Below are 26,842 nucleotides of genomic sequence, written 5' to 3'. Positions count from 1 at the left end.
GGGGCAGCCGACCGCCTGACGGCGCTCAGCCGTTGCGGGCCGCCTCCGGTCCGGTGATCCGCTTCAGCAGTGGCAGCGTCGAGGCGATGATCCCGAGCGAGGCGGCCAGCCCGAAACCGGTCAGCCCGTAGTACGCCGGGCCCGGGGACACCAGGTCGTAGTCCTTCTGCGCCTTGAGGAACATCGCGGCCGCGGCGAAGCCCGTCCCGATCGCGAGCGCCGAGACCACCAGCAGCGGCAGCGCGCTCTCCAGTCCGACCACCCTGCGCAGCAGCCGCAGCGGTGCGCCGGTCAGCCGCAGCATCGCGAACGGCCGCCGGCGGTCGGACAGTCCGGCCACCACGCTCACCGCGAGGCTGCACCCGGCGATCGGCAGGGTGGTCAGCAGCACCACGTTCGCCAGCTGCCGCCAGCCCTGGAGCTTCTTCTGCCCGGCGGAGGACCAGTCCTCGGCCAGCCTCGCCTCGTAGTGCGGGAACTCCTTCATGAACAGGGTCCGCAGCTGTTCCTTGGCCGCCTTGGAGCCGTCGGTGGTCGCGTAGAGCATCCGCACCGGGAGCCCGGCCGCCTCGGCCTCGGAGACCGGTGCGGCCGGCCACTCGCGGTCGGAGGCGTCCACCAGGCCGACCAGCTGGTAGGGGTCGACGGCCGCGACGGCGGCGCCGGGAGCGCAGTGGCCGACCACGGGGATCTGCGCGAGGTCCGCGCAGCTCACCAGGCCGGGCACGATGCCCCGCCCGCTCCGCTGGCCCGTACCGGCCGGGTCCTCGTGCACCAGGGCGATCCCCTGGAACCCGGGGACGGCCCGCGCCCGGGCCAGCACGCGATCGGGCACCGACGGCAGCAGGGCCGCGTCGTTCCGGTTGCCGAAGGGGGCGTCCACGATCGCCTTGCGCACCTCGGGGGCGCCGTTGAGCATGCCCTGGTTCGCGTTGATGGTGCTCATGATGGCCAGGGTCGCGGTGGTCACGAACAGCGCCAGCACCACGCCGGCGACCGAACGGAAGCCCGCCCCCGGGTCGTCCGCCAGGCGGCGCATCGCGATCAGGGCGGCCGGACGGCGGGTGCGCCGGGCCACCGCCCGGGCCGCGGCCATGGTCAGCCACGGCCCCGAGACCACCAGCCCGAGCATCACCAGCACGAAACCGGTCAGGTAGGCCGTGGACTGCCCGTCGGTGGTCTCCGGGCGGTTGCCCACGAAGTAGCCGAGTTCGGCGAGGCCGGCCACCAGCGGTGCCAGCCGCCAGGCGCTCGGCGGCTTCGGGGTGACCCTGCGGGAGACCCCGAGCGGCGAGACGGTGACCCGGCGCAGCGCGAGCCGGGCGGCGAGCGCGGCCGCCACCGGCACGCCCAGCACCACCCCGGCCGCCTGCGGCAGGGTCAGGGTCAGGTCGGAGGCGAAGAAGCGGTCGCCGGTGAACGGCACGTCGGCCACCACCGGTTTCAGCGCGGCGAACAGGCCGAAGCCGAGGGCCGTGCCGATCACCGCGGCCAGGGTGGACTCCACCGCCGAGATCACCGACACCTGGCCGGGCGTCGCCCCCACCAGGCGGATCGCGGCGTAGCGCTGCTCCCGGGTGGCGGCGGAGAGCCGGGTCGCGGTGCCGATGAAGACCAGCACCGGGAAGATCAGCGCGGCGGCGACCACGGTGAGCACCAGGACCATCGCGTCGCCGTGCACGCCCGCGCCGTAGCAGTCGTACTCGCAGTCGTGGGGCAGGACGGTGGCGAGGCTGGTGACGGTGGTGGCCCTCGGCAGGGCCTTGACCTCGTCCGCGGTGCGGCCGACGACCAGCGCCAGGGTGTCCGGGGAGGGCAGCCCGTCCTCGCCGAGGGTGCCGACCTGCCGTCCGGGGAAGCGGTCGCCCAGTTCGACGGCCGGGGTGTCGCGCAGCAGCTTCTCCAGCGCGGGCGAGGCGTAGTACTCGCCGGGCGCGGGCAGCCGGCTCAGGCCGGGCGGCAGCGGCGAGGTGGGACCGGTCGGGGCGACATCGGCCCGGAAGACGGTCCTCCCCCGGTAGTAGTCCATCCGGGCGCCCCACCAGAGCGGGTCCGCCGAGGTGGCCGCGGTCGCGCCCTTGACGCCCGTGTTCATCCAGAGCTGCCGCTCGTTGGCCCGGTCGATCGCGCTCACGCCGGCGAAGGTCGAGAGCAGCAGCCCCACGCCGACCGCGACCGCCGCCGCGATCATCAGCAGCCGGGCCACCGCCTCCCGGCCGCCGCTGACGGCCAGCCGGAGCGAGAAGGCGATCACGGGGCCACCGTTCCGGCGCCGGCCGAGAGCGTCCGGGCCCGGCCGTCGCGGACGACCGCCTCGCGGTCCGCGTACGCGGCGACCCGGGCCTCGTGGGTGACCAGGATGACGGTGGTGCCCTGCTCCTTGGCGGAGGCGACCATCAGCTCCATCACCTGCTCGCCGGTCAGCGAGTCCAGCGCGCCGGTCGGCTCGTCGGCGAACAGCACCCGCGGCCGGGCCACCAGGCCGCGGGCCAGCGCGACCCGCTGCGCCTGACCGCCCGACAGCTCGCCGGAGCGGCGCTGCTCCATGCCGTCCAGGCCGAGCCGGGCGAACCAGGGACGGGCCTGGGCCAGCGCGGCGGAGCGGCGCACGCCGTTCAGCAGCAGCGGCAGCGCGACGTTCTCCTCGGCCGTCAACTCCGGCACCAGCTGGCCGAACTGGAAGACGAAGCCGAACTTGTCCCGGCGCAGGGCGCTGCGCCGGGCCTCCGGCATGGTGTCCAGGCGCTGCCCGTCGAACAGCACCTCCCCCGCGTCGGGCACCAGGATGCCGGCCAGGCAGTGCAGTAACGTCGACTTGCCGGAGCCGCTGGGGCCCATGATGGCGAGCACCTCGCCGGCCTGGACGGACAGGCTGGCCCCGCGCAGGGCGGGGGTCTCGCCGAAGGCGAGGGCGATGTCCCGGGCCTCGATCACAGCGGTCACGCGTTCACCTCCGCGGCGAGCGCGTCCAGGCGGGCGGCGGTGAGGTCGATCCAGCGCAGGTCGGCCTCCAGGTGGAACAGGCCGTGGTCGGCGAGCAGGGCGTCCACCAGGGCTCCGGTGCGGCGCAGTTCGGTGAGCTCGCGCATCCGGCGCAGGTGGGCGGCGCGCTGGGTGTCCAGGTAGTGCTCGGCGTCCCGGCCCAGCATCAGGGCCAGCACCACCTTGGTGAACAGCACGGACTGGAGGTTGGGCTCGGGCGCGACCGGCTCCTGGAGCCAGGTCTCGAACTCGGTCGCCCCGGTCTCGGTGATGACGTACCGCTTGCGCTCGGGCCCGTCGCCGGGCTCCGCCTCGCCGGCCACCACCTTGCCGTCGCGGGCCAGCCGGCCGAGGGTCGAGTAGACCTGGCCGTACGGAAGGGGCTTGCCGCGGCCGAAGAGGGCGTCGTAGTCGCGCTTGAGGTCGTAGCCGTGGCTCGGCTCTCGCTCCAGCAGCCCCAGAAGGGTCAAAGGAACACTCATGGGGGAAACATACACCCGGCGTATACCCCGAGTGTATATCTGGGCAGAATACGGCCCCGACCTGGGACATCGTCAGTTCATCGGCGAGGAAAGGGCGGAGAACGGGCCGGAGCCGGACACGGCACAGGCAGGGGGTGGCCCCACGACCACCCCCTGCCCCGTACCTCGGCCCGGCGCCCCCACGGCCGACCGGGCCACGGCCGCGCCCAAGCACCGGGAGGACGCCGCCACACCCCAGCCTGCCCGGACCGGGTGCGGATGCCGAGGGCCGAACGTCCCGACCACTGGGCCGACCGGCCCTGACCGGCAGGTACCGGCGGTCCTCCGAACGCGCACGACTCTTGTGCGCGGGGGGCCGCCGGGTGGACATTGGGGCGTAACCGCCCAGCGTCCCCGCGCCCCTGAGGAGCCCTCACCGTGTCCAGCACTCCCCGTCCGGCCCTGCCCGCGTCGCTCCCGCGGCGCACCGGCCGGCGGCTGCGGCGGGCACTCGGTGCCCGGCACGAGCCGCTCGCCCGCCCCCTCGACCGCTCCCGCGCCCGCGCCTGGCTGTCCGCCGTGCTCGGCGCGGTGCTCGCCCTCGCCCTGTGCGCGGGCGGCTCGCTGCTCCTCTACCGCGCCACCGCGCACCGGGCCGACGCCGACCGCGGGCGGCTGCAGCAGGTCGACGCCGTGGTCAGCGGCGTCCCGGACCGCACCACCGCCACCGGCAGCCGCTTCGCCGGCGGCTACAGCAACCAGGTGGACGTCGACGCGGACTGGACCGCCCCCGACGGCAGCCCGCGCCACGGCACCGTCCAGGCCCCGCACTCCGCCGTCACCGGCAGCCGGATCCCCGTCTGGGTCGACGCGGCCGGCACCGTCTCCGTCGCCCCGGCCGACCGGGTGGCCCTCGCCGTCTCCGCCGCCTGCACCGGCGCCGGCGGCCTCCTCGTCCTGCTGGCCCTGCTCGCCCTCGCCCTCCGCCTGCGCCTCCAGGCGCTCGACCGCCGGGCGGAGGCCGCCTGGAGCACCGAGTGGGAGCGCCTCGAACCCCTCTGGAGCGGCCGCGCCGGGCACCGCAGCGAGGACTGAGCCAGCCACCGGTGACACCCCGGAAGTCGACGCCGCCAGGGGCGCCGTCCGGGCCGTAGGCGACCGTGCGGCATCCCGAACCCCCTCGGGCGGGGCCGGAATTCGACGCGGCCCGCACCCGGCACCCGCCATGGGCGGGCGGCGGATCACCGGATGCCCGGTCAGCGCGGCCGGGTCCAGGCGGGGGCGGGGACGGTCCTGGCGGCGCGGTGGGTGAGGGCCGCGACGGCGAGGAGCAGCGCGAGGGCCAGGGCCAGGGCCAGCGGGATGTCGGCGTGGAGGACCAGAAGGGCGCCGAGGAGGGCGCCGGCGAACATCCAGACGGCGGAGGCCAGCCGGCGGGGGCCGGTGCGGTCGGCGGCGAGGGCGGTGATGGTCATGGTCAGCACGGTGGTGGTGAGGTCGGGGACCTTCAGGGCGCGGACCACCGCGTTCTGGCCGCCCATGGCGAAGCCGAGCAGCCCGATCAGGGTGTAGCGGGCCGGCTCGGAGGTGTGGCCGGCCACGGCCGCCAGCACGGTGGCCGCCGCGACCAGCGCCGACTGGACGGCGACGGCGGCGGTCAGCAGGTGCCCGCGGTGGCCGGGCAGGCGGCGGGCGAGGTGGCCGCCGGCCAGGGCGCCGAGCAGGAAGGCGGCGAGGGCGGCCAGCGAGGCGGTGGCGGAGAGGTTGGCCGCGCCGGCCAGGGCGAAGCCGAGGAACACCACGTTGCCGGTCATGTTGGCGACGAAGACGTGGCCGAGTTCGAGGTAGCTGACCGCGTCCACCACTCCGGTGACCACGGTCAGCACCAGCAGCATCGGCACCAGCGGCCCGTGCTCGGGATCGGGGGTCGGCATCCTGCCTCCAGTCGGTTCGGGCGGGGGTTCGGGTGACCCGGTTCGGGTGACGCGGTCCGGTGACACGGTCCGGGTGGTGACGGTACGTCCGCGCCGCCCGTCAGGCGAGCGCCGGGCTGCCGGGGTCCTCCGGCTCGTCCTCCAGGTGCCAGTGCAGGTCGCGTACGCCGGGCTCCAACGACAGCCGGGTGACGACCTGTTCGAGCGCCGGGGCGACCTGCCCGGTGATCGCGACGGTGGCCCGCAGGCTGGTGGCGTCGCCGTTGTCGGTGCGGCGGGCGCGCAGGCCGGTCGGGGAGAGCCCGGAGCCGGCGAGGGCCTGGAGCAGCAGGGCCCGGATGTGGGTCTCGGACTTGCGGTCGCATTCCAGGTGGACGGTGGCGCGGGTGGTGGAGTCGGGGTCGCTGCCGGCCTGCGGGGCCCGGTCGAGGAGTCGGCCGGCCGGGCGCAGGACCAGGTGGACGACGAGGACGGCGAGTGTGCCGAGGACGGCGAACCGCAGTTTGCCGGAGGCGGCGAGGACCCCGACGGCGGCCGAACACCACAGTGTGGCGGCGGTGTTGAGGCCGCGTACGCCGGCGCCGTCGCGCAGGATGACGCCGCCGCCGAGGAAGCCGATGCCGGAGACGACGTAGGAGGCGACCCGGGTGGGGCTGCCGGCGTCGCCGACGGCCTCGCTGTAGAGCACGAACAGGGTGGCGCCGGCGGCGACCAGGGCGTTGGTGCGCAGGCCGGCCATCCGGGCCCGCCACTGGCGTTCGACGCCGATCAGCGCGCCGCAGGCGACGCCGGTGGCGAGCCGTACCAGGAAGTCGACGGTGGTCAGGGTGTGCACGACGGCACCTCCTTCACGGGAGGAGGGGTACGGACGGTGGCACGCGGTCGATGCTCCCGGCAGGCCGGGCGACCTCGATGATGGCCATCGCCACGGTGGTCGGCGGGGAGGCGCGCAGGGCGCGGGGGCCGGCCGTGCGGTCGGCCCCGGACAACGTGACGGCGCGTCGGCGCATCGGGGGTCTCGGGCGCCTCCGGAGCCGTGAGCCGTCCCGAGCATAGACCGCCTCCGAACGACCGGGGCAGGGGTTTCCCGCTCTTCCTCGACAGCTTTGTAGAAGTTTGACCGAACCCGATCACCGCCGCCCGGGAACCGACCCGCCTTGCGTCACGTCCTCCGACATATATAGTTCACCGACATATGCAGTTGAGCAGCTCACGAGGGGGAAGTGTGTCCCACACCGATCCGAACCGGCCCGCACCCGTCCTGCGCCTGGCCAACGTCACCCGCGTGCACGGGCGGGGCGCCGCCGAGGTGCACGCCCTGCGCGGCATCGACCTGGCCGTCCACCCGGGCGAGTTCGTCGCCGTCATGGGCCCGTCCGGCTCCGGGAAGTCCACCCTGCTGACCCTGGCCGGCGGGCTGGACCAGCCCAGCGACGGCGAGGTGCTGGTGGAGGGGGTCGCCCTCGGCGGCCTCGGCCGCGGCCGGCTCGCCGACCTCCGGCGGCGCTCGATCGGGTACGTGTTCCAGGACTACAACCTGATCCCGGCCCTGACCGCCGCCGAGAACATCTCGCTGCCGCGCGAACTCGACGGCGTCCCGGGCCGCCGGGCCCGCCGGGAGGCGCTGGCCGCACTGGAGGAGCTGGGCATCGGCGAGCTCGCCGACCGCTTCCCCGACGACATGTCCGGCGGCCAGCAGCAGCGCGTGGCCATCGCCCGCGCCCTGATCGGCGAGCGCCGGCTGGTACTCGCCGACGAGCCGACCGGCGCCCTCGACTCGGCCACCGGCGAGGCGGTGCTCGCCGTGCTGCGCGCCCGCTGCGACGCCGGCGCCGCCGCGATGATGGTCACCCACGAGGCGGCCCACGCCAGTTGGGCGGACCGGGTGGTCCACCTGCGGGACGGCGCGGTCGCCTCGGAGGCCCCCGGCCGCCGCTCCTCCGCCCGCCTCGCCGCGGTGCACCCCTCCGGTGCGGTCGGCGAGGTGGCGCAGTGAGGCTCGGAGCCTGGCGGGTCGCCCTGCGCATCGCCCGCCGCGACGCGCTGCGCGCCAAGGGCCGCAGCGCGCTGATCGCCGCCATGATCGCGCTGCCCGTGCTCGGCGTCACCGGCGCCGACGTGGTCCACCGCAGCGGGCAGCTGACCCCGGCCGAACGGGTCCAGCGGGTGGTGGGCGGCGCGGACGCCCTGGTCACCTCGCTCGCCCCGGGCACACCGGTCGAGCAGGCCCCGATCGCCGAGGACGGTGCCTTCACCGTCCCGGCCCGCCCCGGCGACAAGCCGACGGCCGAGCAGGAGAAGGGCGCGAGCACCGACCCGGCCGCCCTGGTCGCCGCGCTGCTGCCGCCCGGCAGCGCGCTCACCCCGGCCCGGCCCGGGCCGGAGGCCGGCGCGGACTCGCCCGAGGGCCTGGTCCGCACCCTCACCACCGAGGCCGACCTCGGCGACCCGATCTGGCGCGGCCGGCTCGACCTGGTCGAGGGCCGTGCCCCGAGCGCCCCGCACGAAGTCGCCGTCACCCGGGCCTTCCTGGACCGCTCCGGGCTCAAGACCGGCGCCACCACCACCCTCCAGGGCCTGGAGCGCACCACCTACACCATCACCGGTGTGGTGGAGCACCCGAGCGAGCTGGGACGGGTCGAACTCGTCGCCCGGCCCGGCGAGTTGATCGAGCCGCTGAACACCGCGCTGGCGGCCGGCGGGCCCGTCGCGGAGAAGCCCTCGGCCACCCGGTCCGGCTGGCTGGTCCGGCTGCCGTCCGGGGCCTCCCTCGACTGGGCCGCCGTCCAGCGGTTCAACGCCCACGGCTACACCCTGACCGCGCGCTCGGTGGCGATCGCCCCGCCGCCCGAGCAGGCCGTCCCCTACTACCGCGACGCGTACCGCTACCACGACCCGACGGCCGCCAACAACACCAAGATGGTCGTCGCCGTCGTCAGCGGCATGGCGCTGCTGGAGATCGCGCTGCTCGCCGGGCCCGCCTTCGCGGTCGGCGCCCGCCGCTCCCGCCGCCAGCTCGCCCTGCTCGGCGCGGCCGGCGGGAGCCGGGCCCACGTCGGCGCGGTGGTGCTCGGCGGCGGCGTCGTCCTCGGCGCGACCGGGGCGGTGGTCGGCGTGGTGCTCGGCACCGCGGTGGTCGCCCTGCTGCGGCCGCGGATCGAGCAGTTCGGCGGCGTGCGCTTCGGCCACTTCGCCGTGCCGCCGCTGGACCTCCTCGCGATCGCCGGGATCGGCCTGTTCACCGCGCTGCTCGCGGCCGCGCTGCCCGCGCTGCAGGCCGCCCGGCGCAGCGTCACCGCCGGGCTGACCGGCCGGGACACCGTCCGCGCCCCCAGCCGGCTGGTCACCTTCGCCGGCCTGGGACTGCTCGTCCTCGGCGCCGTGCTCGCGATGTACGGCGCGGGCGCCGTGAAGCGCGACCAGCCGGGCGCGGGCGGCTACGACACCCGTACGCTCACCGTGCTCGGCGGCTCGGTGACCGCCGAGATCGGCCTGCTGCTGTGCACCCCGATGCTGGTCGCCCTGATCGGCCGGGCCGCCGGGCGGTTGCCGCTCGGCCCCCGGCTGGCGCTGCGCGACGCCGCCCGGCACCGCTCGCGCACCGCTCCGGCGGTGGCCGCGGTGATGGCCGCGGTGGCCGGCGCCGTCGCCATCGGCGTCTACTCCACCAGCACCGACGCCGAGGACCGGCGCGACTACCGGCCGCAGGCCCCGTACGGCGCCGTCCAGTTGATGACGTACGTCGACGGGCCCCGGCTCACCGAGGAGCGGGCCGAGCTGGAGAAGCAGCTGTCCGGGCTCGGCCCGCGCGGCGACCTCGGCCAGGTGGAGTACCGCTTCTGCGACAACTGCTCCAGCGTCGTCCAGCTCCAGGGCCCGCCGGAGCGCCGCGGCCTGGGCTCGCCGCCGCACATCGCCGCCGGTGACGTCACCGTGCTGCACAACCTGTTCGCCGTCCACGACCCGGCCGCCGAACAGGCGCTGGCAGCAGGGAAGTTGCTGGTCTTCGACCGGTCCCTGGTGGGCGCCGACGGCAAGGCCGTGATGGTCCTGCGCGGCGGGGGCGGCGCTCCGCTGCAGCCCGGCGAGGTGCCCAAGCCGGACGTCCAGGAGGTCCCGGTCGACGCGGTGCTGGTCGACAACCCGGCCGCCGCCGACTTCGCCCAGGGCCTGGCGCTGCCCTCCGCGCTGCCCGCGCTCGGGCTCACGTCCCGGCCGTCCGGCTCGGTCTGGCTGCCCGCCACGCCGCCCGACCGCAAGGCCCAGCAGCGCGCCGCGGCGGCCGCCGTCCGGCTGGACCGCTTCGCCACGCTGGAGGTGGAGCGCGGCTACCAGCCCACGGGCGACGCGCTCAGCCTGGCGCTCACCGGCTTCGCCGCGCTGGTCGTGCTCGGCGCGGCCGGGATCGCCACCGGCCTGGCGGCCGCCGACTCCCGGCAGGACCAGGCCACCCTGGCCGCGGTCGGCGCGCCGCCGCGGATCCGGCGGAGCATGGCGGGACTCCAGTGCACCCTGATCGCCCTGCTGGGCGCGCTGCTCGGGGCGGTCAACGGGTTCGTGCCGGCGGTGGGGCTGCTGAAGTCCCGGGCCAGCGGGTTCGGGGCCAAGCCGGCGCTGATCACCGCGCCCTGGGGCGAGCTGCTGCTGATCGTGCTGGTGCTGCCGGTGGTCGCGGGGCTGCTCGCGGCGCTGCTCACCCGCTCCCGCATCCCGCTCGGGCGGCGGCTGTCCTGACGGCCCCGTCAGCCTCGGACACGTCTTGCACACGTACCGACCACCGGCTGACACCGCTTGGGCACCACCCGGGCACCGACCGTTACGCGCCGGGCGTCCGTCCCCTTCACCCGGGGGCGGGCGCCCGGCGCTCGCCGTACCATGGGCCGCGATCCGGCGGGCCAAGGGCGTCGGCGTCCGGTCCGGCGAGGGAGCAGAGGGAGTAGAGGGCGGTGCTGCGGGGGTTCGGGGACCTGGAGGCCGAGATCATGGACCGGTTCTGGTCCTGGGACCGGCCCGCCACGGTGCGCGAGGTGGTCGACGACCTCCAGCGGGACCGGGCCGTCGCGTACACCACCGTCACCACGGTCGCGGACATCCTGCACACCAAGGGCTGGCTGCGCCGCGACAAGGTCGGCCGCGCCTGGGTGTACCGGCCGAGCTGCACCCGCGAGGAGTACACCGCCCGGCTGATGCACCGGGCGCTGGAGACCACCCCCGACCGGGCGGGCGCGCTGCTCCACTTCGTCGACCGGATCAGCGGGGCGGAGGCCTCGGCCCTGCTCGCCGCCCTCGAACACGCGAGGTCCCGGGAGGCCGGGTAGTCCTCGCGCTCGGATCCGTCCCCGGACACGCCCCCGTGGGCCCGTCGGCGTGGGGGTACCGACGGGCCCCGGGTGGGGGTGGGGGGTGGGGGTTCGTGGGATTTGCCGTGTCCTTGACCCGCGCGCCTGAACCCGCGCGGCCGGACCGGCGTTGTCACCGGTGCCTCGTCGTCACCGGTGCCGCAGGTACGCCTCCGCCGTCCGGCGCAGCCGGTCGTGCAGCCCGTCGTAGGCGCGGGCCCGGCCGAGCAGGGTCTTCGGCAGCTTGGCAACCATCGTGTAGTTGGTGTCGCAGACGTTCGCCGCCGGGGCCAAGCCGGCCTGGCTGACCAGCTGGTAGGCGTCCAGCTGGTCCAGGCCGAGCAGGTCGCCGGTCCAGCCGACCAGGTCGTGCTGGCTGATCCGGAACGCGTCCTCCAGCGGACGGGCGGAGCCGGTGCTGATCAGGAAGTCGTCGTTCTCCAGCCGGGGCCAGGCCGGGCCGCCGCCCTTGACCAGGTCGACGATCACGGTGGTGCGCATCGCCGCCTCCACCGCCGTGCCGCACACCTCGCCCTCGCCCTGGCGGGCGTGGCCGTCACCGATGGCGAGCAGGCCGCCCTCGACGTTGACCCGGAAGTAGGCGGTGGTGCCGGCCCGCATCTCGGGGGTGTCCAGGTTGCCGCCGTGCGCGCCCGGGGTGATCGAGGCCAGCACCTCGCCGGCCGCCGGAGCGACGCCGACCGTGCCGTGCATCGGGTCGAGCGGCAGGTCCACCGTGAACCCGCTGTTGCGGGCCCGGAACCGGCAGACGCCCGCCTTGGCGTCCAGCTCGTAGACCCAGACCCGCTCCTCCAGCGGCGCGTGCAGCATCGCGGTGGCGTGGGTCGCGGTCAGCGCACCGAAGTGCGGGAAGGTGCTGGAGACGCCGTACTCCCGGGCCGGGGTGATCTCCGCGAAGTGCACCGCGAGGACGTCCCCGGGCTCGGCGCCCGCCACCGCGATCGGGCCGGTGACCGGGTTGAGGTAGGGGAAGACGCACACCTGGCTGGGCAGGTCCCCGGTGCCGCGCACCTTGCCGCCGAAGCAGTCCTCGGTGGTCAACTCGACGACGGTGCCCGGCTGGACGGTGACCAGCGGGGCGCGGCCGCCGAAGGTGTAGGCGTAGTCCTCCGGGGTCGGGGACAGCCGGACGGTCTCGGGCAGGCTCACTGCTTCTCCTCGGCGGGGGTGCTGTTCATGGCGGTGCTGTTCGCGGCAGTGGTGTTCGTGGTGGTGGCGTTCCCGGCCGTGGCACCGGTGGCGGCGGCCTCGGCATCGGTCTCGCCCTCGGCGACGGCCAGCCGGGGCCTGCGCCCGGTCGCCACCAGCCCGGCGAGCACGATCCCGCCGACGAGCAGCCAGACGAACCCGAGCCGCTGGGCGGCGATGTTGGCGTTGACCACCACGTACGCGAGGATCGCGAAGCCGAGCGCCGGGGCGATCAGGTGCCGCCAGTAGTCCTTGCTGCGCTTGCGGACCAGGTAGTGGACGACCACGGCGACGTGCAGGACCAGGAAGGTGGACAGCGCGCCGAAGTTGACCAGGGTGCTCAGCAGGGTGATGCCGTCCTCGCGCGAGGCCGTGTAGAGGCCGAGCACCAGCGAGATCCCGGCGGTCAGCAGGGTCGCGTTGACCGGCACCCGGCGGGTGGGGTGGATCCGGGCCAGGAAGGCGGGCAGCTGGCGGTCGCGGGCCATCGCGTACAGCAGCCGGGAGGTGGCCGCCTGGGCGACCAGCGAGTTGGCGAAGCCCCAGGCCACGGCGGTGGAGGCGGCGGTCAGTGTGGCGAGCCAGCCGCCGGCGGCGGTGCGGGCCGCGTCGTAGAAGGCGGTGCCGTTCGGGTCGCCGTCCCGGATCAGCGCGTCGGGGTCGGCGACCAGCAGCGAGGCGACCCAGGTCTGCACGATGAACAGTGTGCCCGCGAGCAGCAGCGCGGCGACCATGGACCGGCCGATGGCCTTGGCGGAGTCCCGGTTCTCCTCCGAGAGGGTGGAGATGCCGTCGAAGCCCAGGAAGCTGAGCACCGCGATCGAGACCGCCCCGAAGGCCAGGCTCCACGAGAAGGTGTGCCCGTTGTACAGCGGCGTGAAGTCGAAGCCCCGGCCCTTGCCGTTGGCCAGGGCGATCACGCCGACCACCACGAACAGGGCCAGCACGACGAGTTCGCCGATCAGCATCGCCTTGTTGACCCGGTTGGTGGTCTCGATGCCCAGGTAGTTGACCACGGTGTTGAGCAGGACGAAGCCGATCAGCCAGAGCCAGACCGGGATCGACGGCACCAGCGAGTTCATCGCGACACCGGCGATCAGGTACAGCAACCCGGGCACCAGCACGTAGTCGAGCAGGATCATCCAGCCGGACAGGAAGCCGACCGGGGCGGCGATGCCGCGGCCCGCGTAGGTGTAGACCGAGCCGGCCATCGGGAAGGCCCGGGACATCTGGGCGTACGACAGGGCGGTGAACATCATCGCCACCATGCCGAGGACGTAGGCCAGGGCCACCATGCCGCCGGAGCCCTGGAAGACGCCGCCGAAGATGCCGAACGGTGCGATCGGCACCATGAACACCAGCCCGTAGACGAGCAGGTCGGTGAAGCCGAGCGAACGGCGCAGTTCCTGCTGGTAGCCGTAGCTCTCGATGCCCTGGGGTGCGGGTGTGTCGGCCATGGTGCTCTCTCTCCGTGACGACCCTGCGAGGGGTGTGGGGAGACTGTAGAGGGAACTATTTCCAGATGGAAGGGTTTCGTTCCGACATTCCACCTGACGAGAACGGAGTACCCGGGGCTGGCTTGACCTACCGGGGCAGGACGGCGAAGCCGAGGCCCTCGGCCCGGGCCAGGTGGATCGGCGCCCGGCCCGCGGCCTCGCCGTGCAGCAGCCGGCCCGCGGCCGCCGCCAGGCCGTCCGGGGCCAGGGCCCGACGGGCCGCCAGGTCGGCGAGCAGGCGCAGACCCTCGTACAGGCCCACCGCGTAGGCGTCCAGGACCGGCGCCCACGGACCGCACAGGGCCCGGTGCCGCTCGGCGAGGCTCTGCCGGCGCTCCTCGGCCAGCGTCGCGAAGGAGGGCATCGCCGCGTACAGCGTCCCGGTGTCGTCGCCGCCGAGCGCGAGCAGGCCGTTCTCCTCCAGGGAGCCGGAGAGCCGCACCAGCCTCCGATCCAGCCCGCTGCGCCGCAGCGCCCGGTTGAACTGCACCAGGTCGCGCCCGATCAGACTGAGCAGCAGGGCGTCCGCGCGGGCCGAACGCAACGCGTCCAGCAGCGGGTCGAGCGCCTCCTCGACCGCCCCGAAGGGGACCCGCCGCTCCAGCACCACCCGGGCGCCGGCCCGCGCCGCGAGTCCCTCGGCGGCCCGGTGGACGGAGCGCGGCCAGATGTAGTCGTTGCCGATCAGCGCCCACCGGCCGATCCCGTGACGATCCGTCAACTCCTGGATTGCCGGGCCGAATTGGCGGGACGGGTCGATGCCGGTGCAGAGCACGCCGGGCAGCCGGGAGCCGCCCTCGTGCGGCGGGGTGAAGACGTACGCGAGACGGCCCGCGGCAACGGTCTCGACCGCCCGGTGCACATCGCTGGTGTGGCACCCGGCGAGCGCGTCCAGCGCCCCGGCGTCCAGCAGGCGCCGCACCTCCCCGGCGACCGGGCCCGGCGCGCCGCCGCCGTCCACCAGCACCAGCTCCAGCGGGCGGCCGAGGACCCCGCCGCCCGCGTTGACCTCGTGTGCGGCGAGCAGCGCGCCGTCCAGCGCGGACGGGCCGGTGAGCCCGAGCGGGCCGGACTGCGGCACGACGAGGCCCACCCGGAACGCCGCCCCGTCCCGAGCCGAGTGCAGCGCATCGAGCGGATCGATCACCCTCACCTCGATGCTCACGGTGCGAGTATCGTCGTACCGCCGATATCGGGGAAGGCCGGAACGGGAGGGTCCGATGACCGCAGCTGGTGCCGCACCGGGGGTCGACGGCCGTCCCGGCGATCCCGCCACCCGGACCGCCGCCCCGGCCGCCGAGCAGACCGTCGCCGCCGCGGCGCGCCCCCCGGCCGCCCCGGAGCCGCTGCTGGTCGAGCTGGTCACGCTGGCCCACCGCAGGCTCTCCGGCGGCCTCGCCGCCGCCCTCGCCGAGGAGGACTGCACCGTCGACCAGTGGCGGCTGCTGCGCGTCCTCGCGGACGACCGGGGACACGCGATGGGCGAGCTGGCCCAGGCCCTGCTGATCCCGCAGGCGAGCCTGAGCCGGCTGGTGGACTCGCTGGCCGACTCCGGCTGGGTCTACCGGCGCCAGGACGACCAGGACCGCCGCCGGATCACCGCCCACCTCTCCCGCCAGGGCCGCACCCGGCTGACCCGGCTGGACGCCCTCGCCGCCGCCCACGACGCCGCCGTGCGCCGGGCCTGCGGCCTCACCGACCCGGCGCACGTACTGCGGCGGCTCGCCGCGCTCTGACCGGCCCGCCCCGGCCGCCCCGGGCGCACGACAACGGCACCCACGGACGACGACGGCCCGCCCCCGCCGAAGCGGGAGCGGGCCGTCGCGGCGCGCGATCGGACGCGGTCAGGCCGGGCGGACGGCGCCCTTGTAGGGCATCACGGAGATCGGCAGGACCTCGATGTTCTTGCCCGTGTACGGGGCGTGGATCATCTTGCCGTCGCCGATGTACAGGCCGACGTGGTGCAGGTCGTCATAGAAGAACACCAGGTCACCGGGCTGGAGGTTGGCACGGTCGACGTGCGGGCCGTCCTTCCACTGCTCCTCGGACGTCCGGGAGATGGTGACGCCCGCCGCGCGGTAGGCCTGGCTGGTGAGGCCGGAGCAGTCGAAGGTCGCGGGGCCGGTCTTGCCCCAGCCGTAGGGCTTGCCGAGCTGGGCCTGGGCGAACGCGATGATGGCGCCGGCCCGGCCGCTGGCCGACGGCACCGGGGCGTTCATGTCCGGGCGGTCGCTGGAGCGGGAGGCGCGGTCCTTGGCCGCGGCGGCGGCGGCCTGCTGGGCCTCGGCCTTGGCCTTCTCCGCGTTCTGCTGGGCGTTGATCTTGGCGCGGTCCTCGGCGCTGAGCTTGTTCAGCATCCCCTGGGCCTGGGCCAGCTTGGTCTGGATGTCCTTCTTCTGCTCCGCCAGCTGCGTGCCCACCGAGTCGAGCGCGGCCAGGGTGGCGGTGGCCTCGGCGCGGTCCTGGTCGAGCTTGCGCTGCTCGTCCTGGGCCTGCTTGAGCAGACTCGCCTGGGAGTCGGAGACCTGGTTCTGCACCGAGGCACGCTCCAGGTAGGCGGCCGGGTCGGAGTCGAGCATCAGCTGGACCGACGGGTCGATGCCGTTGGTGCGGTACTGGTCGGCGGCGACCGCGCCGAGCCGGGTCCGCAGCTCGTTCATCGCCTCCTGGCCCCGGACGACCTTCTCCTGGATCTGGTTGGCCTCGCCCTGGAGCTTCTGCTGCTTCGCCTGGAAGCCGTTGTACTTCTCGATCGCCTGCTCGGCGTCCTCGTTGAGCTGGTCGACCTGCTCCTTGACGGTGGCGAGGTTCGGGGTCGGCTCGGCGTGGGCGGTACCGGAGGCGAGGACCGCGCCGCCGGCCGCCATGGCCGTGGTGAGGACCGCCATGCGGGCCCGGCTCGGGGGGCTGGGCTTGCGGCGCTTTCCCATGGCGGTCGCTCTCCTTCGGGGGAATCTCGGGACGGTCCGGGCGGAGCGGGGGGACGGCTCGGCCGGTGCCTGGGGACGACGAAGGCGGGCAGGACGAGCAACGGGGGGGTGCTGCCCCGCCCACCTTCTTCGAAGTAACTTAATAGATGAGGGGCCGGGTTCCGCAATCCCCCTGATCATGACGTTTTGACAGCATGACAGGACATCGATCGCGTTCCGTGCCATCGGCGTTGACCTCGGACACCTCCGGACACCGCGGACACCTCCCACCACCCGGCGACCGCCGGTCGGATCACCGACGACGGCCCGGACGCCCCCCGGACGACGCGCTCGGATGACCGCGCCGCCCGCCTCCGCGGACACCCCGGACGACCCCACCCAGCGCCTCCGACCCCCTGACCTCCGACCCCCTGCCGACACCCCTATCGGCCGCGGGTGCCAGCCGTCCCCGCACGCCATGGCACCCCCCGCCCCGGAGAGTGCTCGCGAGCGGCCGAACCGAGGGAAAGGTCACATGAGATTCCTCTCCTGCAGCCCCGCGCACGGGCGCTAACCTGCGCACATGAAGGTCCCGCCCGAAGGGCTCCCCCTCGCTGCCGAGTTCCCGGCCGCGCACCGAGAGCAGTGGCAGCAGCTCGTCCAGGGCGTGCTGCGCAAGTCCGGTGCCCAGCCCGAGGACGGTCCCGCCGCCGAGCAGGCGCTCACCACCCGGCTCCAGGACGGGCTGAGCGCACGCCCCCTGTACACCGCCGAGGACACCGACGCCGACCCGGGCTACCCGGGCTTCCCGCCGTTCGTGCGCGGCGGCCGGCCGCAGGGCTCCGCCGTGGCCGGCTGGGACGTCCGCCAGCGGCACGCCGACCCGGACCGCCGGCGCGCCAACGAGGCCGTCCTGGCCGACCTGGAGCACGGCGTGAGCTCGCTCTGGCTGGAGCTGGGCGGCGCGGGCCTCCCCGTGGACGCCCTGCCCGAGGCGCTCACCGGCGTGTACCTGGACCTGGCCGCCGTGGCGCTCGACGCCGGCGCCGAATTCACCGACGCCGCCGAGCAGTTGTTCAACCTGTACGAGGAGCGCGAGGTCTCCCCCGGCGCCGCCGCCGGCAACCTCGGCGCCGACCCGCTCGGCCTCCAGGCCCGCACCGGCCGGACCGACCGCACCGGGGCGCTGCTCGCTGAGGCCACCGCGCTGGCCGCCCGCTGCGCCGCCGGGTACCCGGGCCTGCGGGCGCTCACGGTGGACGCCCTGCCGTACCACGAGGCGGGCGCCTCCCCCGCCCAGGAGCTGGGCTGCTCGCTGGCCACCGGCGTCGCCTACCTGCGCGCGCTGACCGCCGCCGGCCTCCCGGTCGACGACGCGCTCGGCCAGCTGGAGTTCCGCTACGCCGCCGACGGCGACCAGTTCCTCACCATCGCCAAGTTCCGTGCCGCGCGCCGCCTCTGGGCCCGGGTCGCCGAGGCCTCGGGGGCCGGTGCGGCCGCCTCGGCACAGCGCCAGCACGCCGTCACCTCCCGGGTGATGATGACCGCCCGCGACCCGTGGGTGAACATGCTGCGCACCACGATCGCCTGCCTGGCCGCCGGGGTCGGCGGCGCGGACGCCGTCACCGTGCTGCCCTTCGACAGCGCACTCGGCCTGCCGGACGCCTTCGCCCGCCGGATCGCCCGCAACACCCAGGCGATCCTGCTGGAGGAGTCCCACCTGGCCCGGGTGATCGACCCGGCCGGCGGCTCCTGGTACGTCGAGCAGCTGAGCGAGGAGCTGGCCCGGGCAGCCTGGGCCTGGTTCCAGGAGATCGAGCGGGCCGGCGGACAGCAGGCCGCCCTGGAGTCCGGCCTGGTCGGCGAGCGGATCGCCGCGACCTGGGCCGAGCGCTCGGTACGGCTCGCCAAGCGGCGCGAACCCGTCACCGGCGTCAGCGAGTTCCCGCACCTGGACGAGCAGCCGCTGGTCCGCGAACCGGCCCCGGCCGCACCCGGCGGCGGGCTGCCGCGGGTGCGCCGCGCCGAGGCCTACGAGGCGCTGCGGGACCGCTCGGACGCCCACGCCGCCGCGCACGGCGCCCGCCCGAACCTCTTCCTCGCCTCGATCGGCACCGCCTCCGCGCACACCGCGCGCACCACCTTCGCCGCCAACCTCTTCCAGGCGGGCGGCATCGCGACGGTCTCGGCCGAGTCCGTCGACCCGGCGGCCTTCGCCGAGGCCTTCCGGGCCTCCGGCGCGACCGTCGCCTGCCTCTGCTCCAGCGACGCGCTGTACGCCGAGCACGCCGCCCCGGTCGCCGGCGCCCTGAAGGCGGCCGGCGCCGAACGGGTGCTGCTCGCCGGGCGACCCGCCGAAGTACCCGACGGCGTGGACGAGTTCATCTTCGCGGGGGGCGACGCGGTCGCCGTCCTGACCTCCCTGCTGGACCAGATCGGAGCCGCTCGATGATCCCCGACTTCACCGGAATCGGGCTGGACGGCGCCGCCGGCAGCCTCACGGGCGGCCCTGGCGTCACCGACGAGCAGTGGCGGGCCGCCTGGCGCCAGTCCACCGGCAAGGACGTCGACGAGCTGCTCTGGGACACCCCCGAGGGCATCGGCGTCAAGCCGCTGTACACCGGGGCCGACCTCACCGGGCTGGACTTCCTGGAGACCTACCCGGGCATCGCCCCGTACCTGCGCGGGCCGTACCCGACCATGTACGTCAACCAGCCCTGGACCGTCCGCCAGTACGCGGGCTTCTCCACCGCCGAGGAGTCCAACGCCTTCTACCGCCGCAACCTCGCGGCCGGCCAGAAGGGCCTGTCCGTCGCCTTCGACCTGCCGACCCACCGCGGCTACGACAGCGACCACCCGCGGGTCACCGGCGACGTCGGCATGGCGGGCGTGGCGATCGACTCGATCTACGACATGCGCCAACTCTTCGACGGCATCCCGCTGGACAAGATGTCCGTGTCGATGACCATGAACGGCGCCGTGCTGCCCGTCCTCGCGCTGTACATCGTCGCGGCAGAGGAGCAGGGCGTACCGCCGGAGAAGCTCGCCGGGACCATCCAGAACGACATCCTCAAGGAGTTCATGGTCCGCAACACCTACATCTACCCGCCGCAGCCGTCGATGCGGATCATCTCGGACATCTTCGCGTACACCTCGCAGAAGATGCCCCGGTACAACTCGATCTCCATCTCCGGCTACCACATCCAGGAGGCCGGTGCGACGGCCGACCTGGAGCTGGCCTACACCCTGGCCGACGGGGTGGAGTACCTGCGCGCGGGCCTGGACGTGGGCCTGGACGTGGACGCCTTCGCGCCGCGGCTGTCGTTCTTCTGGGCGATCGGCATGAACTTCTTCATGGAGGTCGCCAAGCTGCGCGCGGCCCGGCTGCTCTGGGCCAAGCTGGTCAAGCAGTTCGACCCGAAGAACCCCAAGTCCCTGTCGCTGCGCACCCATTCGCAGACCTCGGGCTGGTCGCTCACCGCCCAGGACGTGTTCAACAACGTCACCCGCACCTGCGTGGAGGCGATGGCCGCGACCCAGGGCCACACCCAGTCGCTGCACACCAACGCCCTGGACGAGGCCCTCGCCCTGCCCACCGACTTCTCCGCGCGGATCGCCCGCAACACCCAGCTGCTGCTCCAGCAGGAGTCGGGCACCTGCCGGGTGATCGACCCGTGGGGCGGCTCCGCGTACGTCGAGAAGCTGACCCACGACCTCGCGTCGAGGGCCTGGGAGCACATCCAGGAGGTCGAGGCGGCCGGCGGCATGGCCAAGGCCATCGACGCGGGCATCCCCAAGCTGCGCGTCGAGGAGGCCGCCGCCCGCACCCAGGCGCGGATCGACTCCGGCCGCCAGCCGGTGATCGGCGTCAACAAGTACCGGGTGGAGAACGACGAGCAGATCGACGTGCTCAAGGTCGACAACTCCTCGGTACGGGCACGGCAGGTCGAGAAGCTGCGCCGGCTGCGCGCCGAACGCGACGAGGCCGCGTGCCAGGACGCGCTGCGCGCGCTGACGGCCGCCGCCGAGGCCGGCCCGCAGCGCGGCGGCTCACTGGACGGCAACCTGCTGCACCTGGCCGTCAACGCGGCCCGGGCCAAGGCCACCGTCGGCGAGATCTCCGACGCCCTGGAGAAGGTCTACGGCCGCCACTCCGGCCAGATCCGTACCATCTCCGGTGTGTACCGAGACGAAGCGGGCCCGTCGGCCTCCCTCCAGCGCACCCGCGACCTGGTCGAGCGGTTCGAGCAGGCCGAGGGCCGCCGTCCGCGCATCCTGGTCGCCAAGATGGGCCAGGACGGCCACGACCGCGGCCAGAAGGTGATCGCCACCGCCTTCGCCGACCTCGGCTTCACGGTGGACGTCGGCCCGCTGTTCCAGACCCCGGCCGAGGTCGCCCGCCAGGCCGTCGAGGCCGACGTGCACATCGTCGGCGTGTCCTCGCTCGCCGCCGGACACCTCACCCTGGTGCCCGCGCTGCGCGCCGAACTCGCCGCGGCAGGGCGGGAGGACATCACCATCGTGGTCGGCGGAGTCATCCCGCCGCAGGACTTCGACGCCCTGTACGAGGCCGGCGCCGCGGCGGTCTTCCCCCCGGGAACGGTCATCCCGGACGCGGCGTACGACCTGCTCAAGTCCCTGGCGGCCGACCTCGGCCACGAGCTGTGATTGCCTGAACGCATGCCTCCACGGACGATCGACCTCGACAGCTATGTGACGGGCGTACTCGACGGCTCGCGCGCCTGGATCGCGCGCGCCGTCACCCTCGTCGAGTCCTCCCGACCCGACCACCGCGCACTCGCGCAGCAGCTGCTCCAACGGCTGCTGCCGCACGCCGGTGGCGCGGTCCGGGTGGGCATCACGGGCGTGCCCGGTGTCGGCAAGTCGACCTTCATCGACGCCTTCGGGACGATGCTGACCGGCCAGGGCCACCGGGTCGCGGTGCTCGCCGTCGACCCGACCTCCAGCCGGACGGGCGGCTCCATCCTGGGCGACAAGACCCGGATGGAGCGCCTCGCCGTCGACCCTGCCGCCTTCGTCCGACCCTCCCCCACGTCCGGCACGCTCGGCGGGGTCGCCAAGGCCACCCGTGAGTCGATGGTGGTGATGGAGGCGGCGGGGTACGACGTCGTGCTCATCGAAACGGTCGGCGTCGGCCAGTCCGAGACGACGGTGGCCGGGATGGTCGACACCTTCCTGCTGCTCAGCCTGGCGCGGACCGGCGACCAGCTCCAGGGCATCAAGAAGGGCGTCCTGGAGCTGGCGGACGTCATCGCCGTCAACAAGGCCGACGGCCCGCACGAGCGCGACGCCAAGGCGGCGGCCCGCGAACTCGCCGGCGCGCTACGGCTGTTGCAGGCCCCGGACGCCGCCTGGACGCCGCCGGTGCTCACCTGCAGCGGCCTCGACGGCGCGGGCCTGGACGTCCTGTGGGAGCGGCTGCAGCAGCACCGCAAGGTGCTGGACGCCACGGGCGCGCTGGCGGCGAAGCGCCGCGACCAGCAGGTCGAATGGACCTGGTCCATGGTCCACGACCAGCTCTACGCCCGCCTCCACGAGAACCCCGAAGTACGGCGCCTGACCCCCGAGTTGGAAGCCCAGGTCCGCGCCGGCACCCTCCCGGCGGGGCTGGCGGCCCAGCAGATCCTGGACGCCTTCTTCGCCTGACCGAGGTCTCGCAGACCGAGCGCCGTGCCCCACCCCCGCGTGGGGCACGGCGCTTCTCGGGTTCTCCTGGGAATCCCATCCGGTCGCAGCTCGACAACTCCACGCCATGCCAGGCCCGTTCTGACCCTCTTCCGTCGCCCGAACGGCTGACAACGAGTCAATGCGGGTACACCGAAGCGGAGAACCGGAGATGCTGACGCAGCCGTTGAACCGGTCGCACAGAGGACGGGACCGCGATGACCCCTCGACCGCGCACACCCAACCCCGAGCTCGCCGCACGGTCGATCGGCAGGTCCGACATGGACCCCTCACGCCGTGGCGTCCTGACCGCCGGTCTCTACTCACTGACCCTGACACTGCCGGAGTTCGACGAGAGCCCCGAGCGGATCACCCGTGCCGCCGCGGGCCGAACCGTGCGTGTCGGCGACGGCGAGGTCCAGACCGTACGGACGGTGACCGACCGGATCGCCGGAATCCTCGACGAGCTCGGTGCCGCCCACGCCCGCCCGATGGCTGCGGCGTTCCTGGTCAACTCGGTCGGGCCCTGGCTCCAGGCGTCCGGCACGACCCAGGTGAAGGCCGACCTGCTGTCGGCCGCCGCCGATCTCACCTACCTCACCGGCTGGATGGCGATGTACGAGACCGCCCACGGCCTCGGCCAGAAGTACTACGTCCAGGCCCTCAAGCTCGCGCGGGAGGCCCAGGACCACGTGACGTACTGCCGCACCCTGCGCGGCATGGCACTCCAGGCCTCCAACCTCGGCTACGGTCCAAAAGCCCTCGAACTCGCCGACTCGGCCGCCGAGGCCGCTCCGGCCTCCGGCCCCCGCCTGCGGGCCTTCCTCACCGGCCAACAGGCGCACGGCGCCGCCATGGTGAAGGACCGGCGCCAGGCCTTCGCGCGCCTCGCCGAGACCGAGACGGCGCTGGCCCAGGCCGACGGCCGCAACGACTCCATCGGCGGCTACGACCAGACCGCGTACCACTTCCACGTCTCGCACGTGCTGTACGAACTCGGCGACCTCCCCGGGGCGATCAAGGAGCTCCAGCTCTCCAACCGGGCCCGCCCCGCCAACGAGAAGCAGGGCCGCGTGCACGGCAACGGCCTGCTCGCCCGGCGGCAGATGGAACTCGGCCACGTCGAAGCCGCCTGCGCCACCTGGGACACCTTCCTGGACGACTACGTCACGCTCAGCTCCGTCCGCGGCGACGAGCACTTCCGCGCCCTGAACACCGCCCTCCCGGCCCACGCCGCCAACGGCACTGTGCGCCGCCTCCGGGAGCGCACCCGCGAGGTCGCACAGCAGAAGGCCGCCTGAGCCATGAGCCTCCGCTCCGGCAAGGCGTCCCGGTCGGGGTGATCTGGCCGGAGGGAGCCCGCCGCTGACCGCGTCACATCGGCTTCTCGCCGAGAGCGGCCCGCAGCCAATCGAGGGAATCGGTCGCCAGGACGGCATCGGCGAGGTCGTTCGCGGTCTTCGTGGTGAGCCGGCCGCGGCTGTTGTCGATCCACCGCTGCGCGTTCGCGTAGCCCTGCGCCTTGTACTCGACGCCCTGGATCAGGCATTCCAGCTTGTCCGCGTCCCGGGCGCAGACCGCCTCCAACGACTCCTTCGCCTCGTACTCCGCGACGAGGTCCCGGATGGTCGAGGCCAGGACGTCCGGCATTCCCCCGACTTGGTCGGCCGTCACCGCCGCCGGATCCGCACTCGGCGCGTACTTCTTGCCCAGGTGGTTGACGTCCCCGGTGCGCGATTCCTGGGAGTCGTGCCAGACCGCCAGGAACGCGGCCTGCGCCGGATCGGCGCCTTCGAGCCTGGCGATGACCGAGGCGATCAACGCGGCCCGCCAGGAGTGCTCGGCGACCGACTCGGGGTCACGGACACCGGCCATCCACCAGCCCGTGCGCTTGGTCTGCTTGAGCGTCCCGGCTTCGAACAGGAACCTCGCCACCGAGCCCAGGTCGTCCGTCACTGCCGACTCCTCTCATCCACGCCACGACCGACGTTACGCGGGCCGGGCCGCCGCAACCGCATCGGTGTACAACTCGGTGGTCAAGTCGTCCTCGCCGATGCCGAGTTCTCCGAGTACGGCACGGACCAGGGAGAGGGCGGGGGCGAGTTCGGCCGCCGTCGCAGCCGATGTCTCCACCTCGATGAACGTCGCGCCATCCAGTTCCGGAACGCGAACGAGCGTGGCCAGCACAGGCCACCCGTCCTGCTGGAAGCTGTAGTTGCGGCACCGCTTCTCGAACGCGATTCGCGGGGTGAAGCCGAGGCCCCGGACGATCTCGTGCATCGCGTCGGCATCCGCGACCCTGGTCTCGGCCTCCGGCTTCGACCCGGACGCCTCGTCCACCCGAGCGTCCTTGTACGTCAGCACGGTGCGCGTGTCGTCCTGGCTGTGCACGGTACGGATCCGCAGCTCCCGGTCAGCGCCCATCAGACTGCCGTCCGGCGCGTCATAGTACGTGTCCCGGTAGACCTCGGCCCGGCCGGAACCGTACCGCTCCTCCAGCTGCTTGAGCACGCCCTCCGGGTCCCGCACGATCGCCTTGAGCTCCGCTTCGATCGCCATCCCTCTGCCTTCCCTCAGATCACACGCTCGGCACTGTCCACCATGGCATCGAACTGCCGACACCAGCCCCGGTACAAGGGGCCGTGCGGAGTGGGCAGCACCTTATAGGTTGCCGACTCGTGCCCTTCCCAATCCGCGTCGAAGGCTCCGACGAACAGGGTGCGGTCCAGCCGGATGATCCGCCACACCGGCATCGTGCGGTACCGGTAGACCTCGACCTGTCCGTAGTCGGACAGCTCCCGCAGCCGGGCCTCCGCCAGTCGGATACCTCCGGCCAGCGAAGCCGTGGATTCTCCGATCTCGGCGGCACGGAACTCGGCAGCCGGCGACTCCGGATCGAGGAGCAGCACCCGCAGACGGGGGGCGGGGCCGCCATCGCGGCGCAGGTGCTGACGCAACAGAGAATCGCGCAGGGCGAGGAGACCAAGGCCACGCACGGCCAGGACGTCCAGTTCGGCTGCCGATCCCGCCGCACACTGGATCTCGGCGGAGGCCGATTCCTGGTCGCCGTACACACGGACGATCTCGGGAAACGCCGCCAGATCAAAGGCTGATCCGGAGGCCCGTAGGCCGTCCGACCGTGGCGCCAGCCCGAGTAGCCGCCGCGCATCGTCGGGAAGGTTGAGCCCGTCGGCGATCCGCTCGAAGACGTTCAGCTTCGTCACCATCCGACGGCCGTTGAGGATCTCGTTCACCCGGCCTTGCGTCATACCCACCTGAACCGCCAACCGGGCCTGACTCGCACCGCTGTGGTGCTGCACATAGCGGAACAGCGCGGCGACATCACGGTCCCGCAGCGCGCACCGCACCTGCTCGTTCTGCCAGGCAAGGTCGGCCAGCCTGATCGGTTCGAGCGCAGTGCCCATGAGGCGAACCCCTCGTCAATCGATCCATTCCACCGTGAGATTACCGTCTGGATATCGCCGACTGCGTTCGGTGACGCGATTCTGGATGCGCGGCCGACAGTGCGGACGAGGGCGAACCGGCAAGAAGTGACCACCAGCCAGAAGAGTCTTCGGCAGGCCGGAACGACCGGCCTGCTGCAGGCTGTTTCCCGCCAGCTCGGCCACGACGTGGCCCCGGAGTGGCGCAAGGCGGCCGAAGCGACCCCGCGCCACCGTTTTTCTCCCTGACCGCATTTGGCTGGGGCCCGACGGCGGCTCCCTCACACCGTGCGACCGTGGACGCGAGCCCGACCGGTGGTTGGCCGCCGCCTACGCGGACGAGCCGGTGGTGACGCAGATCAACGACGGGCAGGAGGTGAAGGACCCGTCCGACGCCCTTCCGTCCTCCTCGGCTTCCGCCCCGTCGATCGTCTTCCGGATGCTCGAACTCCTGGACGTCGAACCGGGGATGAGAATCCTCGAAATCGGCACGGGCACCGGGTTCAACGCAGCTCTCCTGTCCCACCGGCTGGGTGACGCCAACGTGACCACGATCGAGATCGATCCCGTCCTCGCCGAACTCGCTCGTTCCAACCTCAAGGCCACCGGCTACGCCCCCACCGTGGTCCGGGGTGACGGAGGTCTCGGCTGGGGCGTCCAAGCGCCATACGACCGTGTGGTGGCCACGTGCTCGGTACGGCGGGTTCCGTACGCTTGGATCCGCCAGAGTCGGCCTGGCGGAGTCATCCTCACCCCGTGGTGCGACGACTGGAGTCACGGCGGCCTGCTCCGCCTCACCGTCGGCGACGACGGGACCGCCAGCGGCCGTTACTCCCCCGACAGTGCCTTCATGCTGATGCGTACCCAGCGCCTCGACCTCCGGCTCTTCCGGGACGTCGCCCTGGACGAGCACGTGCCCACCGAGTCCACGACCGCCCTCGACCCGTGGGCCGTCGCGGATTCCGCCTTCGAGACCCAGTTCGCCCTCGGCCACCGCCTCGGCGACCTCTGGTACGCCTGGCACCACGGCCCCGAGGTCGAAGGCGTGGTGACCCGCCTCTGGGTGGCAACGACCGACGGCGGCTCCTGGGCGGCCGTCGACTGGGACGGCCGCGAGAACACCGAGCGCTACACGGTGTGGCAGCACGGCCGGCGCCGGCTCTGGGAGGAGGTCGAGGCCGCTCACCGCTGGTGGCTCGACAACGGCCGCCCCGGGCCGGACCGGTTCGGCTTGACCGTCACGCCCGAGGGGCACACCGCCTGGCTCGACGACCCGGCGAACGGGTGGCCCTTGCGGTAGGACCGCACCCGCTCCCGGGCACACCCCCGCGCGCCCCCTCGGCTCTGGGGTCCGGAGCAGTTGGTGCCTGTTGAGCGCGTCCGG

Annotated in this window: 23 protein-coding genes; 11 read left to right on the top strand and 12 right to left on the bottom strand. The window is 73.7% G+C overall.

Going from position 1 to position 26,842, the window contains the following annotated elements:
• Window positions 1-25: 25 nt before the first annotated feature.
• Genes ACFVU7_RS14215 through ACFVU7_RS14205 form a run of 3 tightly spaced genes read right to left on the bottom strand, consistent with a single transcriptional unit; the run spans window position 26 to window position 3,464 of the window.
• Window positions 26-2,254: an FtsX-like permease family protein gene (locus ACFVU7_RS14215; RefSeq protein WP_388045199.1), complete on the bottom strand. Its 2,229-nt coding sequence runs from the start codon at window positions 2,252-2,254 to the stop codon at window positions 26-28.
• The gene (locus ACFVU7_RS14210; RefSeq protein WP_074002566.1) at window positions 2,251-2,943 is read right to left on the bottom strand and encodes an ABC transporter ATP-binding protein; all 693 of its coding nucleotides are present in this window, start codon (window positions 2,941-2,943) and stop codon (window positions 2,251-2,253) included. The genes ACFVU7_RS14215 and ACFVU7_RS14210 overlap by 4 nt, the downstream gene beginning before the upstream one ends.
• Complete coding sequence (locus ACFVU7_RS14205; RefSeq protein WP_049656925.1) at window positions 2,940-3,464, bottom strand: PadR family transcriptional regulator; 525 nt, start codon at window positions 3,462-3,464, stop codon at window positions 2,940-2,942. Before ACFVU7_RS14205 ends, ACFVU7_RS14210 begins: the two co-directional genes overlap by 4 nt.
• A gap of 417 nt (window positions 3,465-3,881) precedes the next feature.
• On the opposite strand from ACFVU7_RS14205, the gene ACFVU7_RS14200 reads away from it, so the two are divergent.
• Entirely contained in the window at window positions 3,882-4,538 is a 657-nt protein-coding gene (locus ACFVU7_RS14200; protein WP_380739672.1) for a hypothetical protein, read from the top strand.
• A gap of 161 nt (window positions 4,539-4,699) precedes the next feature.
• Here the strand turns inward: ACFVU7_RS14200 and ACFVU7_RS14195 are convergent, their stop codons facing one another.
• A complete protein-coding gene (locus ACFVU7_RS14195; protein ID WP_388045198.1) occupies window positions 4,700-5,377 on the bottom strand; it encodes a YoaK family protein in 678 nt (225 codons plus the stop codon).
• Window positions 5,378-5,477: 100 nt separating this feature from the next.
• Window positions 5,478-6,212 carry an MgtC/SapB family protein gene (locus tag ACFVU7_RS14190; RefSeq protein ID WP_388045197.1) on the bottom strand — a complete coding sequence of 245 codons (735 nt, stop codon included), beginning with the start codon at window positions 6,210-6,212 and terminating at the stop codon, window positions 5,478-5,480.
• A 360-nt stretch (window positions 6,213-6,572) separates the two neighbouring features.
• Between ACFVU7_RS14190 and ACFVU7_RS14185 the strand changes: the two genes are divergently transcribed.
• From ACFVU7_RS14185 to ACFVU7_RS14175, 3 genes are all read left to right on the top strand, one after another.
• Window positions 6,573-7,373, top strand: coding sequence for an ABC transporter ATP-binding protein (locus ACFVU7_RS14185; protein ID WP_117486990.1), 801 nt, complete (start codon window positions 6,573-6,575; stop codon window positions 7,371-7,373).
• Window positions 7,370-10,111 (top strand): FtsX-like permease family protein, encoded by a 2,742-nt coding sequence (locus ACFVU7_RS14180; RefSeq protein WP_388045196.1) that lies wholly within the window; start codon window positions 7,370-7,372, stop codon window positions 10,109-10,111. Before ACFVU7_RS14185 ends, ACFVU7_RS14180 begins: the two co-directional genes overlap by 4 nt.
• 215 nt (window positions 10,112-10,326) lie before the next feature.
• Window positions 10,327-10,695 carry a BlaI/MecI/CopY family transcriptional regulator gene (locus ACFVU7_RS14175; RefSeq protein WP_049650008.1) on the top strand — a complete coding sequence of 123 codons (369 nt, stop codon included), beginning with the start codon at window positions 10,327-10,329 and terminating at the stop codon, window positions 10,693-10,695.
• 171 nt (window positions 10,696-10,866) lie between these two features.
• Here the strand turns inward: ACFVU7_RS14175 and ACFVU7_RS14170 are convergent, their stop codons facing one another.
• From ACFVU7_RS14170 to ACFVU7_RS14160, 3 genes are all read right to left on the bottom strand, one after another.
• A complete protein-coding gene (locus tag ACFVU7_RS14170) occupies window positions 10,867-11,886 on the bottom strand; it encodes an acetamidase/formamidase family protein (RefSeq protein WP_388045194.1) in 1,020 nt (339 codons plus the stop codon).
• Window positions 11,883-13,382: an APC family permease gene (locus ACFVU7_RS14165; protein WP_388045193.1), complete on the bottom strand. Its 1,500-nt coding sequence runs from the start codon at window positions 13,380-13,382 to the stop codon at window positions 11,883-11,885. The genes ACFVU7_RS14170 and ACFVU7_RS14165 overlap by 4 nt, the downstream gene beginning before the upstream one ends.
• A 127-nt stretch (window positions 13,383-13,509) precedes the next feature.
• Window positions 13,510-14,586: an ABC transporter substrate-binding protein gene (locus ACFVU7_RS14160; protein WP_388045192.1), complete on the bottom strand. Its 1,077-nt coding sequence runs from the start codon at window positions 14,584-14,586 to the stop codon at window positions 13,510-13,512.
• A gap of 55 nt (window positions 14,587-14,641) precedes the next feature.
• Here ACFVU7_RS14160 and ACFVU7_RS14155 point away from each other — a divergent pair, with 55 nt between their 5' ends.
• Entirely contained in the window at window positions 14,642-15,157 is a 516-nt protein-coding gene (locus ACFVU7_RS14155) for a MarR family winged helix-turn-helix transcriptional regulator (protein ID WP_388045191.1), read from the top strand.
• 108 nt (window positions 15,158-15,265) lie between these two features.
• Here ACFVU7_RS14155 and ACFVU7_RS14150 read toward each other — a convergent pair whose 3' ends face one another.
• The gene (locus ACFVU7_RS14150) at window positions 15,266-16,351 is read right to left on the bottom strand and encodes a C40 family peptidase (protein WP_074002559.1); all 1,086 of its coding nucleotides are present in this window, start codon (window positions 16,349-16,351) and stop codon (window positions 15,266-15,268) included.
• Window positions 16,352-16,913: 562 nt separating this feature from the next.
• Here ACFVU7_RS14150 and mutA point away from each other — a divergent pair.
• From mutA to ACFVU7_RS14130, 4 genes are all read left to right on the top strand, one after another.
• Window positions 16,914-18,782: a methylmalonyl-CoA mutase small subunit gene (gene mutA, locus ACFVU7_RS14145; protein WP_388045190.1), complete on the top strand. Its 1,869-nt coding sequence runs from the start codon at window positions 16,914-16,916 to the stop codon at window positions 18,780-18,782.
• On the top strand, window positions 18,779-20,998 hold the full coding sequence (gene scpA / locus ACFVU7_RS14140) for a methylmalonyl-CoA mutase (protein WP_117486997.1): 2,220 nt from the start codon (window positions 18,779-18,781) through the stop codon (window positions 20,996-20,998). The genes mutA and scpA overlap by 4 nt, the downstream gene beginning before the upstream one ends.
• A 12-nt stretch (window positions 20,999-21,010) precedes the next feature.
• A complete protein-coding gene (gene meaB, locus ACFVU7_RS14135; protein ID WP_074002556.1) occupies window positions 21,011-21,997 on the top strand; it encodes a methylmalonyl Co-A mutase-associated GTPase MeaB in 987 nt (328 codons plus the stop codon).
• Window positions 21,998-22,233: 236 nt separating this feature from the next.
• Complete coding sequence (locus ACFVU7_RS14130) at window positions 22,234-23,316, top strand: hypothetical protein (protein ID WP_388045188.1); 1,083 nt, start codon at window positions 22,234-22,236, stop codon at window positions 23,314-23,316.
• A 73-nt stretch (window positions 23,317-23,389) separates the two neighbouring features.
• On the opposite strand, the gene ACFVU7_RS14125 is transcribed toward ACFVU7_RS14130, so the two are convergent.
• The 3 genes from ACFVU7_RS14125 to ACFVU7_RS14115 are packed head-to-tail and all read right to left on the bottom strand — an operon-like array spanning window position 23,390 to window position 25,440.
• Window positions 23,390-23,971 (bottom strand): HD family hydrolase, encoded by a 582-nt coding sequence (locus ACFVU7_RS14125; RefSeq protein WP_388045187.1) that lies wholly within the window; start codon window positions 23,969-23,971, stop codon window positions 23,390-23,392.
• 33 nt (window positions 23,972-24,004) lie between these two features.
• Window positions 24,005-24,574, bottom strand: coding sequence for a class IV adenylate cyclase (gene cyaB, locus ACFVU7_RS14120; protein WP_380739648.1), 570 nt, complete (start codon window positions 24,572-24,574; stop codon window positions 24,005-24,007).
• A 14-nt stretch (window positions 24,575-24,588) separates the two neighbouring features.
• Window positions 24,589-25,440 carry a helix-turn-helix domain-containing protein gene (locus ACFVU7_RS14115; RefSeq protein WP_388045186.1) on the bottom strand — a complete coding sequence of 284 codons (852 nt, stop codon included), beginning with the start codon at window positions 25,438-25,440 and terminating at the stop codon, window positions 24,589-24,591.
• Between the two features lie 126 nt (window positions 25,441-25,566).
• Between ACFVU7_RS14115 and ACFVU7_RS14110 the strand changes: the two genes are divergently transcribed.
• Both ACFVU7_RS14110 and ACFVU7_RS14105 read left to right on the top strand, forming a co-directional pair.
• Window positions 25,567-25,707 carry a hypothetical protein gene (locus tag ACFVU7_RS14110; protein ID WP_388045185.1) on the top strand — a complete coding sequence of 47 codons (141 nt, stop codon included), beginning with the start codon at window positions 25,567-25,569 and terminating at the stop codon, window positions 25,705-25,707.
• Window positions 25,708-25,807: 100 nt separating this feature from the next.
• Window positions 25,808-26,758, top strand: a complete 951-nt coding sequence (locus ACFVU7_RS14105; RefSeq protein ID WP_388045184.1) for a methyltransferase domain-containing protein — start codon at window positions 25,808-25,810, stop codon at window positions 26,756-26,758.
• Window positions 26,759-26,842: the final 84 nt, after the last annotated feature.

Origin of the sequence: Kitasatospora sp. NPDC058046 (assembly GCF_042885595.1) — a bacterium.
Classification (GTDB): Bacteria; Actinomycetota; Actinomycetes; order Streptomycetales; family Streptomycetaceae; genus Kitasatospora.
This window is presented reverse-complemented; position numbering and strand designations above follow the sequence as displayed.